Origin of the sequence: Photobacterium angustum (assembly GCF_003026365.1) — a bacterium.
GTDB classification, from domain to species: domain Bacteria; phylum Pseudomonadota; class Gammaproteobacteria; order Enterobacterales; family Vibrionaceae; genus Photobacterium; species Photobacterium angustum.
This window is the reverse complement of sequence record NZ_PYOM01000013.1, coordinates 146,805-163,864: the sequence shown is the minus strand read 5'-3', so window position 1 is coordinate 163,864 and position 17,060 is coordinate 146,805. Positions and strand designations below refer to the sequence as shown.

13 protein-coding genes and 1 pseudogene are annotated in these 17,060 nt (G+C 40.2%); 9 read left to right on the top strand and 5 right to left on the bottom strand.

The window, feature by feature from the left end:
• The first annotated feature begins 869 nt into the window (after positions 1-869).
• The 6 genes from CTN01_RS14735 to CTN01_RS14710 all read left to right on the top strand — a co-directional run bounded on the left by CTN01_RS14735 (position 870) and on the right by CTN01_RS14710 (position 7,945).
• Positions 870-1,388 carry an Hcp family type VI secretion system effector gene (locus CTN01_RS14735; protein ID WP_005365509.1) on the top strand — a complete coding sequence of 173 codons (519 nt, stop codon included), beginning with the start codon at positions 870-872 and terminating at the stop codon, positions 1,386-1,388.
• A gap of 112 nt (positions 1,389-1,500) precedes the next feature.
• A complete protein-coding gene (locus tag CTN01_RS14730) occupies positions 1,501-3,537 on the top strand; it encodes a type VI secretion system Vgr family protein (protein WP_107342184.1) in 2,037 nt (678 codons plus the stop codon).
• A complete protein-coding gene (locus tag CTN01_RS14725) occupies positions 3,531-4,304 on the top strand; it encodes a DUF4123 domain-containing protein (RefSeq protein ID WP_045150640.1) in 774 nt (257 codons plus the stop codon). The genes CTN01_RS14730 and CTN01_RS14725 overlap by 7 nt, the downstream gene beginning before the upstream one ends.
• Positions 4,301-6,385, top strand: a complete 2,085-nt coding sequence (locus tag CTN01_RS14720) for a phospholipase effector Tle1 domain-containing protein (RefSeq protein WP_045150641.1) — start codon at positions 4,301-4,303, stop codon at positions 6,383-6,385. The genes CTN01_RS14725 and CTN01_RS14720 overlap by 4 nt, the downstream gene beginning before the upstream one ends.
• Positions 6,386-7,126, top strand: a complete 741-nt coding sequence (locus CTN01_RS14715) for a DUF2931 family protein (protein WP_045186967.1) — start codon at positions 6,386-6,388, stop codon at positions 7,124-7,126.
• 81 nt (positions 7,127-7,207) lie between these two features.
• On the top strand, positions 7,208-7,945 hold the full coding sequence (locus CTN01_RS14710; protein ID WP_107188494.1) for a DUF2931 family protein: 738 nt from the start codon (positions 7,208-7,210) through the stop codon (positions 7,943-7,945).
• 258 nt (positions 7,946-8,203) lie between these two features.
• On the opposite strand, the gene CTN01_RS14705 is transcribed toward CTN01_RS14710, so the two are convergent.
• The 5 genes and pseudogenes from CTN01_RS14705 to CTN01_RS14685 form a co-directional block, all read right to left on the bottom strand.
• On the bottom strand, positions 8,204-8,662 hold the full coding sequence (locus CTN01_RS14705; protein ID WP_045149635.1) for a hypothetical protein: 459 nt from the start codon (positions 8,660-8,662) through the stop codon (positions 8,204-8,206).
• A 4-nt stretch (positions 8,663-8,666) separates the two neighbouring features.
• Positions 8,667-10,720: pseudogene (locus CTN01_RS23265) on the bottom strand (site-specific integrase).
• Complete coding sequence (locus CTN01_RS14695) at positions 10,720-12,465, bottom strand: hypothetical protein (RefSeq protein ID WP_045149633.1); 1,746 nt, start codon at positions 12,463-12,465, stop codon at positions 10,720-10,722. The pseudogene CTN01_RS23265 and the gene CTN01_RS14695 overlap by 1 nt, the downstream one beginning before the upstream one ends.
• Complete coding sequence (locus CTN01_RS14690) at positions 12,458-13,780, bottom strand: tyrosine-type recombinase/integrase (protein ID WP_045149632.1); 1,323 nt, start codon at positions 13,778-13,780, stop codon at positions 12,458-12,460. The genes CTN01_RS14695 and CTN01_RS14690 overlap by 8 nt, the downstream gene beginning before the upstream one ends.
• A gap of 65 nt (positions 13,781-13,845) precedes the next feature.
• A complete protein-coding gene (locus CTN01_RS14685; RefSeq protein WP_249033685.1) occupies positions 13,846-14,208 on the bottom strand; it encodes a hypothetical protein in 363 nt (120 codons plus the stop codon).
• A gap of 31 nt (positions 14,209-14,239) precedes the next feature.
• Here CTN01_RS14685 and CTN01_RS14680 point away from each other — a divergent pair, with 31 nt between their 5' ends.
• The 3 genes from CTN01_RS14680 to CTN01_RS14670 all read left to right on the top strand — a co-directional run bounded on the left by CTN01_RS14680 (position 14,240) and on the right by CTN01_RS14670 (position 16,879).
• Positions 14,240-14,764: a DUF2062 domain-containing protein gene (locus tag CTN01_RS14680; RefSeq protein ID WP_045127141.1), complete on the top strand. Its 525-nt coding sequence runs from the start codon at positions 14,240-14,242 to the stop codon at positions 14,762-14,764.
• A gap of 294 nt (positions 14,765-15,058) precedes the next feature.
• A complete protein-coding gene (locus CTN01_RS14675; protein WP_045149630.1) occupies positions 15,059-15,619 on the top strand; it encodes an HdeD family acid-resistance protein in 561 nt (186 codons plus the stop codon).
• A gap of 591 nt (positions 15,620-16,210) precedes the next feature.
• Positions 16,211-16,879 carry a DedA family protein gene (locus CTN01_RS14670; RefSeq protein WP_005367132.1) on the top strand — a complete coding sequence of 223 codons (669 nt, stop codon included), beginning with the start codon at positions 16,211-16,213 and terminating at the stop codon, positions 16,877-16,879.
• The last annotated feature ends 181 nt before the right edge of the window (positions 16,880-17,060 follow it).

Here is a 17,060-nt window from a genome sequence, read left to right as displayed (position 1 = left end):
AACCCTTCAGTAGCGGCATAAGTCTGAGGACAGATGAATAAAAAAGAAGTTATCAAAAATAGATATTTTAACATTCGTGAACACTTTAAGTAATGATTATGCACAGATCATATATCATGAAAGACTTTGGCAATAATTTGCCCGAAAGTAACTCTATTTAACAATAAACATCTTTCACGAACATCCTGATCGAAGCTCAAGACGATTGTACAGTAAAGCATGCATTTTTATAAAAAAAGAATATAAAACAAGTACAATTTTGACGTTGTAACTTTGTTAATGATGTTACTGGTTTTAGGATATTCAATCAGGGCGGTGTTTGCGACTGAGAGCCTCAAAAGTGGCGTTTAACTGATACCTAAAACTAATCCAAAATCACGTTAATAATATATGAATGAGCATTAGGTCTAACTCATAACGGGGTAAAATGAGCCAGCTATGAAAGCTAGCTCGAAGTTGGACAAAAGTTACTTAGAATATTCACCCTATTTGGGGCAATTCGTATTAGGAAATATATGGAAAATCTATTTTAACTTTTGGTTTATCGTAAAAACCTTCGTCACAGATTTCCAATAAGTCATACTCGAACAGCAGGTTTACACATCACACAGCCAAACTCATATCAGTAACGACCATCCCCTCTCTAACTTCATATTTCGAGCATTTTATATTAAGCCACCGAGCAAGAAATGGCCCAGACCGAGCAAGATCTTGCCCAGCCGGGCAACATGTTGCTCAATAATTAATAGCAGAAAAATGCAAAACCTATACTTATCAATAATTTAAAAGCTGGCACGCTTCATGCTTTAACAGCACGTCGTCACAGCATAGGCTGTGTAATTTAATCCATCATAAAATAGGATATTAAGATGCCAACTCCTTGTTATATCGCAATCCAAGGCCAAACTCAGGGTAACATCACAGCCGGTGCGTTCACGCCTGATTCTGTCGGTAACATCTATGTTGAAGGTCACGAAGACCAAATGCTTGTTCAAGAATTCAAGCACGTTGTTACTGTTCCTACTGATCCACAATCAGGTCAGCCTTCAGGTCAACGTGTTCACAAGCCATTTAAATTTACCGTGGCACTGAACAAAGCTGTTCCTCTGATGTACAACTCATTGGCATCAGGTGAAATGCTACCGTCTGTAGAGCTGAAGTGGTACCGCACATCGGTTGAAGGTAAGCAAGAGCACTACTTCACTACGACGCTGACCGATGCAACGATTGTTGATATCAACACCCACATGCCACACTGCCAAGATTCATCAAAAGAAGACTTCACTCAGCTTATCGAAGTATCAATGGCTTACCGTGCAATTAACTGGGATCACACGGTATCTGGCACATCTGGTGCTGATGACTGGCGTGCACCGCTAGAAGCGTAATCGCACTCAACTATGTATCAGCCTACACACCTGTGTAGGCTGCTTTTCGTTTATGCCTTTGCTAAATACGCCGCAAGGCCAACGTTAGCAAAGGTTTAATCACGAGGTCAGTATGGCAACAAAAACGGGTTTGCAATTTACATTTGAAGTCGATGGGCTAGATGCCGATGCCTTTGCCGTCACACAATTTTCAGGCACTGACAGCCTGTCTCTGCCTTTCGCCTTTACCATCGACTTAGCCAGTCGTCACCCGGCCTATACACCGCAAGAGACCGTCGATAACACGGCCACGCTCACGGTCTGGCGAGACGGTGAACAGCAACAGCAATGGCATGGCATTATTCGACGTTTTACCCAAGGTGACACAGGCCATCACCACACCTTGTATCAGGTAGAGTTTGTACCGCCAGCAGCCCGCCTCGCGTTGCGCCATAATAGCCGTATCTTTCAAACACAAACGGTGCCTGAAATTATCTCGGTGATATTACAAGAATTAGGAATTACCGATGTTGATTTCATCTTAACGCGAGATTACGTGCCGCGTGAATATTGCGTCCAGTACCGTGAAACAGATTTAGCCTTTATCGACCGCATTGCCGCAGAAGAAGGCCTGTTTTACAGCTTTGTCCATGATAATAAAAAGAATACCCTGCGTTTTTCTGATGACACCCAAAGTGCCGCTCGACTGACGGAACCACTGCCCTATAACAGCCGCAGTGGTGGTCAAAGTGGCGTGCCTTTTGTGCGCACCTTTGCTCGCCATACGCAAATTCGGCCATCGTCTGCGCAACTCAAAGATTACAGCTTTAAAAAGCCAGCTTATAGCTTCTTACAAACGGCCAATGCGAAAGAAGCTGATTATCAGCAAGCCAATTACGAACATTACGATTACCCAGGGCGTTACAAAGATGATGCTAGCGGTAAGCCGTTTACTTCTTTTCGACTTGAATCATTACGTCGTGATGCCAATACAGCCTATGGTGAAAGTAACACCCACGGTTTAATTGCAGGGGTGAACTTTGCCTTGCAAGAGCACGATGATGAGCAATGTAATGACGAATGGCTCGTGGTGGCGGTTAACCATATGGGTACGCAACCGCAAGCATTAGAAGAAGCTGGCGGACAAGGTGTAACCACCTATAACAATGACTTTATTGTGATACCCGGTCATCGCCCATGGCGAGCCCCCTACACGGCTAAGCCTCGTGTTGATGGCCCACAAATTGCGATGGTAGTGGGCCCTGAAGGCGAAGAGATTTACTGTGATGAATACGGTCGGGTAAAAGTCCAGTTCCCATGGGACCGATACAGTAACAGTGATGATAATGCGAGTTGCTGGATACGTGTCTCCCAAGGCTGGGCGGGTAGCCAATATGGCATGGTCGCATTACCGCGTATTGGACACGAGGTCATTGTTAGTTTCTTAGAAGGTGACCCAGACCAACCGATTATCACTGGCCGCACTTACCATGCGACCAACAAGCCCCCTTACCCGTTACCGGCGAATAAAACCCGCACGGTATTGCGAACAGAAACACACCAAGGTGATGGCTATAACGAACTGCGCTTTGAAGACCAAGCAGGCAAAGAAGAAATCTACGTTCACGCGCAAAAAGACGTGAATACCTTGGTGGAAAACGATCGCAAAGACGACATCAAACACGATTTACACCTTGATGTAGACAATGAACGTTTCACCCACATTAAAACTCATGATCACCTAACCGTCGACGGTGAAAGCCGTAGTCATGTAAAAGCCGATCAAACCGTTGCGGTTGATGGCAGCTTACACATGAAACAAGGCCAAGCATTATTGGTTGATGCAGGAAATGAAGTGCATTTGAAAGGCGGCACAAAAGTGGTGATAGAAGCCGGCGCAGAGCTGACCTTAAAAGCCGGCGGCAGCTTCATCAAAATCGACGCATCAGGCGTATCGCTCTCAGGAGCAGCCGTCAACATCAATGCAGGTGGCAGTGCAGGCAGTGGTACGGGATATGGCGGTATTGCTCCGTTACTTCCGGGAGAAGTTGAACTTGCAACAACATTAGCACCGACAGTAACAGTCCCCATTGCCGCATTTATGAAAGCAGAAAAAGCCAATGTACCATTGGTAAAAGCCTGCCCTCTGGCGGAGAAAAGCGAATGTTGAGCAAAATAGAAAATATTCACCCGTTATATTGGGTTGTTAATCATGAATCATATAAAGAAGTCTTAAACTCTAATGCCAGCTATTTGGAAAGTGCAGAGCCTTTATTTACGACTGACTATTTTCATAATTTGGTCGACGTGTCTCCATGGGTCATTAAAATCACGAACAATCATAAGAGCCTAAATGAAGCGTTATTGACTAAAGGTATCATGTTTGAAGCCCCCTTGTATGAAATGTTGATTGCCCATTTACGTTCACTGTTAATGGCTGGCTATCAAGGTGAAAGTGTCATGTTTCGCTTTTATGACCCAGACATATTTAATGCGGTATATCAAAACAGTACCTTAGAGCGTCGTGTACTCTTTCTGGGGGCTTCACATCGCGTTCATATGACAATCAATGGCGAACAAACCTGTTTGGAAAATCCTTATCCAGATCAGTTTTCTCTTCAACAGGCACCGTGGTGGGTACTCAACGATGAAGACTTTTCTGAACTTTATAACATTAATAACCACGCCTATTGTGTTTCAAGGAGACTTTGGCAAAGCGTACCTGAATTAATGGAAAAATTGAGTAAGAAAGAGTCGGATTTAACGGCTTTATTTCATCAAGGTAGCCTATCGATAGAAAGAGAGTCATTAGAGTTTTGGACCATCGCTCAATTGATAGTTACAACCCATACACCCTCATCTTTGGTCATAGAAAAATTACGTTTAGACAGTAATGAGCAAAAAGAGCTTCAATATTGGTTAGGGAAAATCTCATGAGTAGTCCTACAGGCGCAAGTCCATTTTGTATCCCATGTGAACGTTCAGAGAATTGGATTGAATTTCTGTTCGTCGATGAACACAACGTGCCTTTTAAAAATATCCATGGTCAATTGACTGATGCTTCCGGTGCCACCATTAAGATACAGCTCAAAGATGAGCCGACTCTAGTGAAAACACTGGCCCCTGGCCCAGTCACGTTAATGTTTGATAATGTTGCATGGTTAAACGAATCACAACAACGAACATCACTCGAAGAGGCGGAAGAGGAAACGGTCAGTAAACGCCTTGAATCTGTAGGCTATGACAGCTGTGCCAAAAAGCTCATTACAGCCACCGCTGGAGACTTTGTTGAACTACAATCAGGACAAGTGCTTCCACCTAAACACGTCGCTGAAGCTGAAGGTGAGGTGACATTAATTACGAATAATAGTTATGTTATCAAAATCAAAGGATTTAATTATATAACCCTTCGGGTCGGCATGTTTTTCGATGGTACAGGCAATAACACATACAGCTCTGATTGGGGGCTCGAGCAAATTAAGCGTTATAACCCATTGTGGCAATCGCGTTTTGAAACTGCTAGCCATAATGGCTTAGTTCCGATAAAAGATTTAGATGACCGATGCTTTCAATTTCCTCAAGATGAAAAATTTCGGATCCCTGTTGAAAATAAACCGGATGAAAACCAGTGTGTTGAGGTTTATGAAGTTACCAGTAGCGCTGCTAATGAACATACTAATATTCAGAAATTATTTGAACGTTATCCGACAATATTAACCCCAAATATAAAAGAGCGAATTGCCTATCATGGTGAATATGTAACGGGAATTGGCACTGGTAACAGCACTGATATTGCTCCTGCTGAAGAATATTTACTTTTTGGTCAAGGGTTCGGCATTGGTGATTATGGTGTCACTCAAAAAGCGGAAACTGGCATTAAGCAATTATGTGAAAAGTTGAGAGTTATTCGTTCAAGTATTAACGATAACTTTTCAAACTATGATGGTATAAAAAAAATCGAATTAGATGTGTGGGGATTTAGTCGAGGCGCAGCGGCGGCACGACATTTCATCAACCTTGTGTTAGAAGGCGTTGAAGGTATTTTTGCGTCTCAAATAACGCAAGCTTGTCAAGATAATAACATCAACTTTGCTGTTAACTTTGACTGGCAAGATAATCGCTATTGTGAAATCACCTTCGCGGGTATTTTTGATACTGTCGCAGCAATCACAAACTTCATGACAGGTGATTTCTCACCACATAATGACAAAACGGGAAACGTGAAATTATGGTTAGACCCCGCTCGTGTTAAACATGCCGTTCACTTAACGGCCCATCGAAAAGCGGAATACCGTTACAATTTCTGTCTCAATAAATTTAACTCGGCGTCTAATTTTATTGAGCTTGAAGTCCCGGGGTGTCACTCAGACATCGGCGGTGGTTATTATGCATCAACAGCATTCGATAAAGGTTACCTATTACCGCTACTGGAAAATAAGTGTGTGAAAACGCTGACTCAAAGAGGTCGTTTCGATAATAGTGAATTACGAAAAATCCAGACACGTTTTGAAGATTATCTTCAACAACACAAAGAAAAAGAAATCGCAATGGGCTGGAAAGATAGTCATTTTATGATGCGCACCTATGTAACAAACTGGGGCAAAAATCAGAAGCAGATATCAACCAAATTATATTACCGCCGCGTTGTACAGGGCGACCTTTCTCGATTGTATTTACGCCTTATGTACGGCCTAGCCTGCCATTATGGGGTGCCATTGGATGATAAGGTCGAGGATATGACTATATGGAACAACAAAGATTTTCCTACCTATATCGTTCCTCAAACAGTAGGCTCTATCCCTTTTGGTCGAGATTGCGAAACAATCTTACAAGACGCTAAAAATGGGGAAATAGATAAAATTATTAAATCGTTGTGTAACGATGAACGTTTACACGATTTTATGCAAAACGAGCTGATTCACCATTCTGCTGATGGGGGGATAGCTAATCATCCATTTTATAATAACGATGGCAGTATTGCCTGTCGTCAAATATTCGAATGTAAACAAGGACAGTAAATGAAAAATATTATATCAACAGGGGTGCTCTGCCTATTACTGGCCGGTTGTAGCATGATAAATAGAGAACGCGTACCTGATGAAGTTCCTGATTGGACGGTTGGTTACGCTATGCCATCATTTTACCCTGTCAGAGTCACTAAAGCATATGGTATTAACACGCAAGAAGATTGGACCTCTATTTTACACACTCATAGTCAATTTATGACGGTTAGTGATTTTAAGCGTATAAAGGGTTTTTTACCTAATTATGATGGTTATGGTATGCCATTAAGAAGTTATTCTACAATTGCTTACTATGAACAGATTATGAAAACCAATCATCTACCCGATAAAGTCGTGCTTTACTGGACATCCCTTTTTAATGCGAAGTTCTATATTACTGAATTAGATGTCACCCCAAAAATGAAAGCGCTGATGTATACACAACAGCATCATGTGGAATCTGACGGAATAAAACGTACTTGCTATCAAAGTCAATTTGATTTTGGTTTCCTACCAAATGGGCAAGTGAAAGTGTGGCTTGAAGGGTGTGGCAAGTATACGTACGTTACTGAGCTGTCACCAACGAGCACCCCCGAAACGGACTATAACGGAAGTACTTACTCTGATCACAACCAGACAAGAAACTCTGTACTTAAAAGAGCTAAAAAGGCTAACGCAACCTTAACGCCTATCCCTTGGGACAAGGTAAATAAGGTTTATACATCAGAGAATTATTTTGTAGATCAGCTTCATTAATATTGGCCTACCGCCTCACAGGTTTCTGTGAGGCGCTCAATTAAAAATCTAGATTAAGCGTTCCTTAAACAAAGACTGTAAATGAAAAATATTATATCAACAGGGGTGCTCTGCCTATTACTGGCTGGTTGTAGCATGATAAATAGAGAACGCGTACCTGATGAAGTTCCTGATTGGACGGTTGGTTACGCTATGCCATCATTTTACCCTGTCAGAGTCACTAAAGCATATGGTATTAACACCCAAGATGATTGGACCTCTATTTTACACACTCATAGTCAATTTATGACAATCAGCGATTTAGAACGAATTAAAGAGTCTCAATCGAACTATGATGGATATGGATTATCGTTAACTTTTGGGATCGCTCAATACTCCCAGATAAGATATACAAATCATTTACCCGATAAAGTTGTGCTTTATTGGACGTCCCTTTTTGACGCGAAGTTCTATATTACTGAATTAGATGTCACCCCAAAAATGAAAGCGCTGGCCTATAAAAAGCAAAGTTACATTCGACCAGATGGAATAAAACGAGCTTGCTACCAAACGACATTTGATTTTGGCTTCTTACCAAATGGACAAGTGAAAGTGTGGCTAGAAGGATGTGGAAAGTATACGTACATTACAGAGCTGTCACCAACGAGCACACCCGAAACGGACTATAACGGAAATTCATCAACTGCCTACAAGCATGACTATGAAGACGAGTTAAATATTAGAGCTGAAAATGCTAACGCAACCTTAACCCCTATCCCTTGGGACAAGGTAAATAAGGTTTATACATCAAAACATTTTACTGTTGACCAGCTTCATTAATATTGGCCTATCGCCTCACAGAAATCTGTGAGGCGTTTTAGTTTTATATGATTCGTCAAGCTATTACATTAAAACATTATAAAAACTAATCCAAAATTACGTTAACACGATATAAATGAGTATTTGATCTAACTCGATTTGGGGCAGAAACAATTTACGAAGTTATCAATTTCTCTTGTTATCTGCTTCTCATACTAAACATTAGTAGCTGTGCATTAATAGCCCACTTTGACGAATATCTAGTGGGCTAAACTGAGCTTACTTAATTGACACAACTTGGCTTCTTTTTAACGTGACCAGTTCCTCTTTAAGCTCTGCATTTTCGTGCTCCAATTCATCAATTCGAGCTAATGCTTTCACTAATTGGTCATTCAAGTGGTGTTGAGAAGCAGCTATCAATGCCAACTTATTATTAGCCTCTTGGTACTTTTGCTTAAAGTTATCTTTGATTCGCTTTTGTTCGTTCAGCTTTTCACGAACAGCGTCCACTTCTGGCTTGACGTACTCACCGTTACCTTTTGCGATGTCTGCTTTGGTTTGCTTTACCTTTTGAACAAAATCAGGGTAGTAATAACCACTTCCGTTACCGAGATTAGCTTCTTCCTCCACAGCTCTTACGCTCAGTTTTCGTGTGGTGGGAATACGCTTCGGTTTTCCTTGAGCAATTCGCTCTAGAGCTGCTTCTAATACAATTAAGGTGTTTTCACTTTTACCCATAACCCTAGACCTCAACTATATTCAGTTCAGCCTCGAAAGGCACAAAGTCCATATCAAAATCTCTCATTACGTTCTCTGCGGCTCTCACTTGAGTGATGTAGTGGCTTTTCTCACTGACAGAAATATCTTCGCCCGATCCCATATAAGCCACTAAACTACTGTGTTTACGCTGCCACCATTTCGCCTGTTGTTCATCAATGATGCTACTGCCAGAACTACAGTCAACGCAAAATTGAGGGGCAACGACACCATCCATATCGCAATCATAGCCTGATTTACAGTAGCTATGTAAAGAGCCATGCAGTGTGAGTTTTCCATCTTTAACCGCTTGGTAAATCACATCCCAAGAACTGTAAATGGTTGGTACATCACCACGCATTTTTACAATGGCTTTGCCATGAGAGCCTGATAGTTTTTCATTCGAATGCCATTGTTTGAATATCTTATTAGCCGTAGTCTCAGCGTTTATGTTTTCAAGCATGGCTTGTATTTTTTCATCAACGACAAGGCTTCGGTAACTCGCCAGCTTACCACCGTTGGTATACCACTCTGTCATAGCGAGATATAGGTGTTTAAACTGCTGCTTGAGAGCCACCATTGTGCCAAAGCGGTTCTTAATGCAATAGAATGCTAAAGTGCGCCTAAATTGGTGTGGGGTCATAGGCCAAGGTTCACCAACTATTACCTGATTTTTAACTTTCTCAAGTGACTGAGGGTTAGAGTCAAGGCAATCTTGGTAATCTTCCTCTGTCACAATAAAGCCAAACTGCTTGCAGAATCGTCTCAAGCGAGCATTCCAATCTGTGATTAATACAGGTGCTTTCGAGCGATAAGTCTGGTTAACCCAAAGCGTGTTAGCGTACTTTGTCTCAGGATAATCAACTTCTTGTCGCCATCTATTAGTGAGGATAATCATGAGTTCAATAGCCACCTTGGATGAACTGGCTGTCACCCATGTTTCTCGCTTTTCACCAAGCTTAAAGGTATGCGATTGGAGCATGTGATAATCTCGCCCTTCAAAGGTGTCCTTGTAATAACTATTGGCGTGAGTTTATCTAGCTCTGAGTCACGCATACCACTAAAACCACCACAGACAATATAGCTTGAAGTGATTAATTGCCCTAGATACCGCTGAAAATCGTTGCCGTTGTTAAGTGGTATATCTGGCAGTTTTTTAGCAAGCCGCGCAATAATATCACTTGCGCTTTGAGGCTGATTTCGCGTAATGGCCATGCCATATTTATTGGTATCTATCTTGCTATTAGCCAACATATAAGTATATGTCTCACCATTGGCAACCTTCTCATCGACAATTCTTTTTCCCTCAAGGTAGTTCTCTTGAAGATCATTTTCGATTTGAGCGATTAAATCTCTGTACGGGTGCGCCCCTTCAATAAGCTCAATAGCTTTACCATAAATGGCATCACATAATCGCTCAGGAATAGTCAGTGTTTGTTGCGATTCTATCAAATTGAGTTTTGTTGATAACACATTGCTTTGTATTAACGCTGAAAAACCATGCTTAACCTTGTGCCATGAGCCATCTTTAATGACTTTGTTGATAGCAGCAAAACAATTTCCTATTGTCCTTTTAGCGTAGTTTTTTTCGACTAAATAGGATTCAAGTGTTGACCATTCGGATGGGTTTGAAAGGACACGGATAGAGCTAAAACCATGCTCAGCAAGGTAGTGATAGCTTATATTTATGCTAGTAAGTTTTGTATTCACCGTTGAAAATTTCGATGCCTTCCGACCTTGTGGGTTTTTATTAAAAAGCCAACCGTAAACAAAAAGCTTTAACTCTCGTTGTAACTCTGGATGGTTATCAAGGGATGAAAATTGTAGATAATTTCTTTTATTCACTTTATTTCGAGAAAATGGATAGCAATACCAATCGCTATCTCCAAAAGTAGCCGTCACTTCACCCAAATCGTTTTTACAGATAATCACCTTATCCAACGCATCAAAACGCCCTTCATGATAGAGCGTGACAACATCGACCTCTTCTACTTTGTGCTTCTCAGGGAAGTTATGTAAATATAAGTGCTCAATTGGCATCACACGTTCTCCTGTTGGCGTTCAGGGATTAAATAAAGGATCGATTCAGGCTCATCCCATGCTGGGTGAAGCCCATCGTCATCCAGTTTTTCTTGGGCTTGTTTTACTATTTTGGAATGAATCTTTGGAAGGATTTCAGAATCGATAAATACCATAACTTGCTCAAAATTCTTACGGTAATGGTGAGCATCCAAATGAAGATAAAGTGACTCTTCAATACAGGCTCTAAACGAAAGCAAGCACCATATATCTGCAACGGATTGAACAATCACTTGATGAGGACAGCCAAAACACCCCAACAAATCAGCACATGCGAGGCGTTCTCCCTCTTTGGCTAACCCTTGCTTATGCGCTTTTTTGGAGTATTTTTGAGACTTACTACCAAAAGGGTCGTCACAACTACCACCGTTCGATGTGCGACTGAGATTGGGTAAATTAATCGCATTTTCTTTTTCAATCACAAGTACATCAATGCCGCTGTTTTTTCTTGCTTCTTCCGTTTTGACACCACTTCTTGCTTGCTCTTCACGAATGGCGAGAGTGTCTTGTAGCATTCCATTATTGCTTTGCTTATTGCCCTCACTGTAATGTTTCTTCCGAACATTAGGCGTATTTCCAAGCATAATGTTATTCGCCATTTCACCTTGATGGTATGCGGTTAATTGAGCGCCCGTTTCTCGAAAGCGACTAATGACAGGGCGCAGTCGTCTACCTGTTTGGTCAGTGAAAGTAAAGTGTTTTTCTACCCATTTTTTAAGGAGATTTTGTAGGTTATTATGTGTAATCGGATGTACTTTTTTCGAGGTGATGGCTTGTAACAACAAGGCATTCTCACCATCAGAAATCAACCGTGAAGCCTCAAGTAACTTATCGAAAAAATCCATCGAATATCTGGGTATTTCTAGCTCATGCGCCCCCATTTCGACACGAATGGTTTTAAAGGCTCTGCGCTTAAATGCTGGCATCGAATACCATACCTCGCCAAGCGTAGTTGAAGCGTTCTCGGGCTGCTTTAACTTGAATAACTCACTTGTGTTTGCGTAGGTGTAATACGCCATTAAAAACGTAGCAGCCGCCATCATTTTTGATATAGCAGCACATAATTTATACTCACTGCCTTTCCAATGAAAAGTCATGGTAGGTATATTACGGGGCGCTTTGATATGCCTCTCAGGATCATCTATAAACTGTTGGTGCGTTTGTTTAAATAACGCCCGTAAGAAAGGGAGTATCTGCTTCAAATCGTCTCGTGTGTAAGCTTCATAAGACTCTGTATCACTAACATCACGCACGGTAACGTTATTGAAATATGAGCGAGGTAAATCTAAATATTGAGTAAAAACAGTCAGTGTTTGGGAATGAATTGATTGATAAGATGCGCTTTTGATTTCCCCTCGCATTACACGCACATTCTGGTGATTCATGTAGTCTTCAATCGAAGATTGGGTAAAAGAACAAACACCTTCCTTATCGCACCATCTAAGATATTGAGATATCCTTCTATAGAAGACGTAAAGGGTTTGATGGCTTGCATTCTCTTTAATGGCTTCATCAAATCGAGATTTCAACTGATAAACAAAACCTTCTCTATCGGCATCTTCAAATTCCTGTCCTTGTTGTATCGCCTCTGTGGATGGGAAGTGTTTAACCAAAAATCGATTAAAGTCAGCTCGAACATTGTGTTGACTTTTTAGCTGGATACATAAGTCAGGATTCCAATTGTGAAGGTAGGTAATATCACTCACACTCTGCCTCCAATACTTCGTGCATGATGCTATCAAGTATGCCAAATTTAACTTTGAAGGCTTCTTTACGTTTCAGGTAACGCAGGTACTTCCAAGTAGTAGATTCGTTTTTATGTCCCATCCAACTCATTAGTAATTCCATAGACTCCACAACAGGCAAACCAGCTTCGAGCAGGTCATTAAGACGATACGTGCCATACGTTGAACGAAAATCATGGAAACGATGCTCAAAGGCAGGATAAGTTTGTTTGATTTTCTTTCTTAACTCCGACCATCTGGCTTCAATGGACTTGGGCGATACAGGGTTGCCTTGCTCACTCACAAACAAGGGTTCATGGTTTAAACAAAACTCTAATGCCTCAACCACTTCGTAGCTCAACGCCTTTGCTGACTTTTCTAGGTTGTTGAGCTTGGCATTTAGTTTGTTCACTCGCTTTAAACGTCGATCACATGTGCGGTAAGTGCCTAGCTTATCAAGCAAAGCTTTCGATATTTCAATGGTTCTCTCTTTACCGTATTTCGTTTGCACACCATTTCGATGAGGTGAAACCGTAATCTCATAACGATGCTCAGATTCAGCAAGTGGTTTAGCGATATCGAGGGCATCGAGTGTTAGCGTGGCGACCTCTTGAATTCGAAGTCCAGTATCAATGGAAATCAAAATTTGAAGCCCTAGCTCTTCGGATGCAACAGGCAGATAGTTAGTAAGAATCGATAAGCTGTCCTGACTTAATGGTTTCAAAGGGCGAATGTTTTTGCTATCACTGTCTCTTGGCACTTTGATTCTTAAATCGCTGGTTTCTACCGTGAAGCGTGGAGCAGTGTGAGCCAGCATATCGGTTCGCTTAATTGATACGAACTCCATCAGAAGTGGCGCTTCTTTCTCGTTCTTTATCTTCAGATAACCATCATGCATCAACCACTTATAATAATTGACTACCTGATTCATACGCACACTGGCGGTAGAATGCGCCAACTTTCCTTGCTTTATTAACTTCAATAAATGAGAGCGAAATAAGTAAGTTGGCTTTAAACGCTTTACAGGTGGGAATACATTCCATTGAAGATTCTTATCCTCTAGAAATTGGTAGTAGTCTTTTAAAGCTTGAGCGCAGGGTTGCAGGTCTACCGCTTGCTTTACGGCTTTTTGATAGAAGAGATAACTGTTTGCTTGGTGATTAAATTCACCACTTTCAGAATAGAGTGTTGGCAGCGAGCCGATATTGTCAGCGGTAGGCGAAACAGAGCATTGCCCATTACTAATAGAGAGATTAGTTTCTTTGTAAGCATCACTAGAATTGATTAAAAATGCCATAAAGTCCTCATGGAAAAGCACTGGCTATACATACAGTATAGTCAGTGATAATGTTTCTTCCAGATTTATTTATGTGTGTAAGTTGCTTTTTCTACACTAACCTGTCGCAGTAGAAAATAGTTATCAACAACTTCCACTTCAATATTTGAAATTGGTATATTTTTATTTATTACAGCACTAATACGAACATTTATGGTAAGATTTGTGCGATTTAGCGGAATGTCTTCAACTTTTTTAAGATATTGTTCGGCACATAACACCGCTAGAAAAGCACTTATTGAAAACCAGAAAAGAAAATGGTTTTTACAATAATAAAAAATAACAAGACTGACTATTATTGCTGTCATATACCACCAGTACGGTGGTAAAAATGATAACCAATGCAGTGAATGAAAACCTATTGCGATACCTAATGCTATTTGTAACATGCTGTTATCGCCATTTTAATAAATATTAATTATGCCTAGACATCTTATTAAAAAGTTCTTACCAAGCCATGACGTCATTAAGCGCCAAAAAGCACTTAAGATCTTTGGTAATGTACTTTATAACCCGAACTTATGGTGCTTAAACCGTCGTTCTGCGTCAGGTGCATTTGCCGTTGGCTTATTCATGGCTTTCGTCCCGCTTCCTAGTCAAATGATTATGGCTGCTGGGTTAGCTATATTATTTGGTGTAAACCTGCCTCTTTCAGTGGCTCTAGTTTGGGTAAGTAACCCTGTGACTATGCCTGTTTTATTCTATGGTGCTTACAAGTTAGGTGCTTGGGTATTGAATAGTCCTCATGTCGCGTTTCATTTTGAGCTTTCATGGGATTTTTTACTTAATCAAATGAGCCAAATTGGTCCCCCATTTTTACTTGGCTGCTTTATTTGTAGTGTAGTATCGGCGCTTATCGGCTATTTTGGCATCCGTAGTTTATGGCGATATTCTGTTGTTAGAAGCTGGAATAAACGTAAATTCCGAATTGGTAAGGCTAACTAATTTCAATACCTTTCAAATATAAAGAAACAAAAGCCTCCATTACGAGAGGCTTTCTTCTTTTATCTCTTTTTTTTAGATCAAAAAAACACATTTAATTAACCGCCTGTTTCATTTCTCACAATTTTCACTGCCAATTCAATTTTTGTTAATACTCACTATCTCTTTTCATCACATGTTGTATTCAAAAACTTAAATTGCTGTTTATCTGTAGAATTTTACTAGCTAATCAAATAATTACGTCTAGTATTAGGAAAAACATTTAAATTACACATTTTTACTTTTAAGGTATTTATTATGGATAACCCAGTGAGTTCAATGCTTAGCAAAGGCTGGAAATGGTTTATTATTGTTGGTGTTGTTGTCGCATTAGCGGGCATGTTTGCAATTAGCTTACCTATTGCTGCGGGTATGACTATCACGACAATAGTTGGGACTATTTTCCTTGTAATCGGTCTGGTACAGGTCTATCACACCTTTAGTATTCATGATTGGAAAACTAAAATTTGGTACGTTATTAGTGCGCTATTCTATTTAATTGGCGGCTTATTTATTCTCAGTCAGCCTTTTGTTGGATTAGTCACTATTACCGTATTAATGATTGCCACAATGATTTTCAACGGTGTTACTCGTATGCTATTTGGCTTTAATAGTCGTAAACACCTTGCAGGTTGGCGCTGGATTGTAATTAGCGGTTTGGTTTCGACCGCTATTGGTGTCTATTTCTTTACTCTGATGAATAATCCAGAATTCTCTATGTCATTACTGGGTATTTTTGTTGGTGTATCACTACTATTTGAAGGTTTCAGCTTCATTTTCATTGGTACCCAAATGAAAAAAGTGATTCAAAATAAATAACATAAAAATAGAGCCTATATATAAAGCCTCAATATTTTTGATATTGAGGCTTTTTTTATTCAGATACCGAAAAGTATTTGCAATATTTGTACACAACTAAACGTTTGCTATTTAATCGTAATTTCAGTACTAATAACGCTGCAGATTACTTTAACTAAGATATAGCAATGCCGTGTATTCAACGACTATACGTTTTCTCATTATTGCTTGGTTGCGCTTTCTTTCATTACTATGCGTCTGCAACAACAAGTGCAATTAATACAAACCAATACCTTAAACAAACGACACCAACAACGTCTGTTGACCCTACTTTTATATCTTCAACACAGCGCTATCGCGTTTTACTCTCATTACCTAAACTGGCGATCTCTCCGTTGTCTCATCAACGTGATCATTTGCTTGCTTTGTTACGGCAAAAGAGTAATGTTTCACTCTCTTACATACTGATACCTATAGAAAAACTTTGTTTAAAACGGAAAAAACTTTTACCTCTAGCCAATTTTCAATTTCGTTTTACACATAGTCGGGAGCCACTGTTTCAATAACATCAACCGACATTTTATTTTCTACTTTTATTACAAGGACACATAGATGCTTGATTCATTTGTATCTATTTTTTCTGCGCTCTGGCATCAAGATTTTGTTGCATTACAAAACCCAGAAAGCATGGTGATGATTTATGTTTGTGTAACATTTGTCATTTGGTTAGAAAGTGCATTTTTACCTGCAGCTCCCCTACCTTGCGATAGCATCGTTATTCTTGCTGGAACATTAGGTGCAATGGGGATCATTGATTTTAAATTGATAGTATTCTTATTAATAGTGGCGTCTGCCATCGGTAGTTGGTTGGCTTATTTGCAAGGTCGCTGGCTGGATCATCTACCAAAAGTAAAAGGTTGGGTGAATATGGTGCCACCTCATCGAATGAAAACGGTGGATAATTTACTTATTCGTCATGGTATTGTTGCATTGTTTACCGCACGATTTATTCCTGTTGTCCGCCCTTTATTACCTTTAATGATGGGATTTAGGATTAAAAGTCAGGCTCACTTTTTCCGTTTTGCTTGGTTAAGTGCTACAGCTTGGGTATTACTATTAACAGGGTTAGGTTACTTATTAACGCTGCTTCCAGAAAAAATCGCCAAAGTAGCAACAATGGTATTGATGGTAGCACCATTTGTTACTCTCGCTATTGCTATTGTTAGCTTATCAAGTACTTGGCTTTTAAAGCGATTTAAAAAGTCTAAAGCACTACCTTGAGAATTAAAATAGTCTGCTTATACTTCACGCTTAATGCAATACGTTAAGCAGACTTTCTTTTAATGTGACATACCAATTTTCCTCCTCGCTAGCGACAACCTCACCTCTCTTCTTACATACTTCACTCTATAGGAGTATGGATACTTTGTACGGCTTATACTCCGAATTTTATATACAAAAA